This is a genomic window from Microcoleus sp. MOSTC5 (assembly GCF_036701825.1).
GTDB classification, from domain to species: domain Bacteria; phylum Cyanobacteriota; class Cyanobacteriia; order Cyanobacteriales; family Microcoleaceae; genus Microcoleus; species Microcoleus asticus.
This window is the reverse complement of record NZ_JAUBRK010000153.1, coordinates 1-2,522: the sequence shown is the minus strand read 5'-3', so window position 1 is coordinate 2,522 and position 2,522 is coordinate 1. Positions and strand designations below refer to the sequence as shown.

Sequence of the window (2,522 nt, the reverse complement as noted above, 5' to 3'; positions counted from 1 at the left end):
AAGACTCGGGATAGCCGTTCTAATCTCACTTGTTTTTCTGATTGCATTAAGGATAGCAACGTTATCATCACCAAAAAATGAGATGGTGTCAGGTATTTTTGTCTATGAGTCTGGTACAATAGACATCTCCAAAATAGTAACATTTTGTGGTACAAGAAGATCGTAAAGCTTTTTTGAGACAGAAACATGAGCGACATCCTGAATCATATTGAATAGAATCATAAAGAAACACAGCGATTAATTGGCCTGGAATATGAACAGTTACAACAATTGCTCCAAAATGCCGAACGATTACATCATGAAAAACAAGCTTTACTAGAATCAAAAAAAGTGAGAATTATTGCGGGTGGAGGAGGTAGACAACCCAAACTATCTCTTCCCGAAAAAAAATTTTAACCTTGATTTATCTGAGGCATATGACAACATTTCAACTTCTGGGCATTCAGTTTGGAGTAAGTGAGTCTACAGCTAATGATACATTTAACTATTGGTTTGCGCTCTTGCGAGAATTGCTACCATCTAGCTTGCTGGAACAAGTAAAAAAAAACGCTGCTGACCATGCAATAGTTAAGGAAATACTCACAGAATATGAATTAATAGTAGATACCTATGAACAAGTCAGAGAAAGACCTGGAACTCGTGATGAACAAGAAAAATACTTTTCAGGCAAGAAGAGTAATCATACATTTAAAACTCAAATAATTATCATGCCAGATGGTAGAGATATAGTTGATGTTGTGGCAGGGGAACCTGGACCTAAAAGCGATATAACCTTATTCCGAGAATATCGCTCCGAGTTTGAACCTCAACTCATATTTAAGGGAGATAAAGCTTACGTTGGAGAAAATTTAATAACAACTCCCATTAAAAAACCCAGGAAACGAGAATTAACAACAGAACAAAAAGAACAAAATAAAGCGTTTCCCGCTCACCGGATTTTTGTGGAACATCGAATTAGATCGGTCAAAATATTTCGACTTGCCCAAGAAAGATTTAGATTAAAGCCCCAAAAATATTAGCAAGTAATTTTAACGATTTGTGGAATAGCAAGGTTGCGAATAGGAGCGCTAATATTACCATTATAAAAAGCGAGGCAATCGTCAGATTAAAATTAACACAGCTCGCTCAATATTTCGAGATAATTATCAACAATAAATATCTCAAAGTCTTGTTTTATCGTGTACACTAGCTAATTTAGGATGATTACATGTACGTCAAGAAGCTTAACTACACAGAGGCTTTGATTGTTTTCGGAGATGTCTAATCTTAGTATCATTATTTTTTGGGATAGGCAAGCGTGTAACAATTCTGCTGCCTATCTTTTTTTACCACAAGTTGGCTCAATCCTACTAAATATGGGTTTCAGGCGGGTTGTCACCCCCCAGAGTTTTTCACCAATTAAGTGTGCTGCTTTTTAGAGGCAATTCCACAGTAAAACTGTACAATAAATAATATGATTAATATGAACACAAATTGGGACAATCAGCAGCTTCTATGCCGATTAAGTGTTTGACTTCGGGATGAAATTATTGAACTTTTTAACGCATTATGTCAACTTTTTTGATATCGGTTGTGTCAAATTGGTTTAAGTCATTGGTTGCTATATATTCCGTGCTCTTGGTATAAACAGTAACCCCAAAAAATTTTTGTTTGTCGAAAGTTGCGAACTTTTATGAGTTTTCCTGCTGGGGGGGGTGACAACCCGCCTGAAACCCATATTAGTAGGGATTGAGCCAACTTGTGGTAAAAAAAGATAGGCAGCAGAATTGTTACACGCTTGCCTATCCCAAAAAATAATGATACTAAGATTGTACCAGACTCATAGACAAAAATACCTGACACCATCTCAGTTTTTGGTGATGATAACGTTGCTATCCTTAATGCAATCAGAAAAACAAGTGAGATTAGAACGGCTATCCCGAGTCTTTCCCTGTCTAATTACAGCCGAAAGTCGGCGACGTAAATTACAAAGATTTTTAGATTTACCTAACTTAACGATCGAATTAATTTGGTTTCCATTAATTACTTATTGGTTGACCACTTATTGTCGTGTTGGTCAAAGCTTATCAATTGCGATCGATCGCACGAGCGTGGGGGTGTATTAATCTGTTCATGGTTAGCTTAATCTGGGAGCGAAGAGCAATTCCATTATACTGGTCATTGTTGCCGAAATTGGGCAGCAGCAACTTCGAGTCACTCTCCCACAAATTTACAGCAGGTTTTGCCATTATTTTCAGAATATAAAGTCATCGTTTTAAGAGACCGTAAATTTTGTTCAATCGACGCAAAGATTCTGGCTAAAGGAAAAGGGTGTGCCTGTTTGCTTAAGACTGAAAAGGAATCATTGTATCGAAATAGAACATTTAGTTTGGCAACGGTTAGATGAATTAGGTATAGTACCAGGAACCTCTTTATATGTTCAAGGTAAAAAAGTGAGAAAAACTCAGCGGGAGCGTGTCACTTATGTTATGAGTATAAATACTGATAAAAACTACAATCACTTTTTTACCTATCATCAGTAA

At 36.6% G+C, this 2,522-nt stretch carries 2 protein-coding genes; one reads left to right on the top strand and one right to left on the bottom strand.

Translation table 11 applies throughout. The features are described from left to right. Window positions 1-416 precede the first annotated feature (416 nt). A complete protein-coding gene (locus QUA54_RS33965) occupies window positions 417-1,019 on the top strand; it encodes a transposase family protein (protein ID WP_333419391.1) in 603 nt (200 codons plus the stop codon). Window positions 1,020-2,066: 1,047 nt separating this feature from the next. Here QUA54_RS33965 and QUA54_RS33960 read toward each other — a convergent pair. Then, the gene (locus tag QUA54_RS33960) at window positions 2,067-2,228 is read right to left on the bottom strand and encodes a hypothetical protein (RefSeq protein WP_333419389.1); all 162 of its coding nucleotides are present in this window, start codon (window positions 2,226-2,228) and stop codon (window positions 2,067-2,069) included. Between the last annotated feature and the right edge of the window lie 294 nt (window positions 2,229-2,522).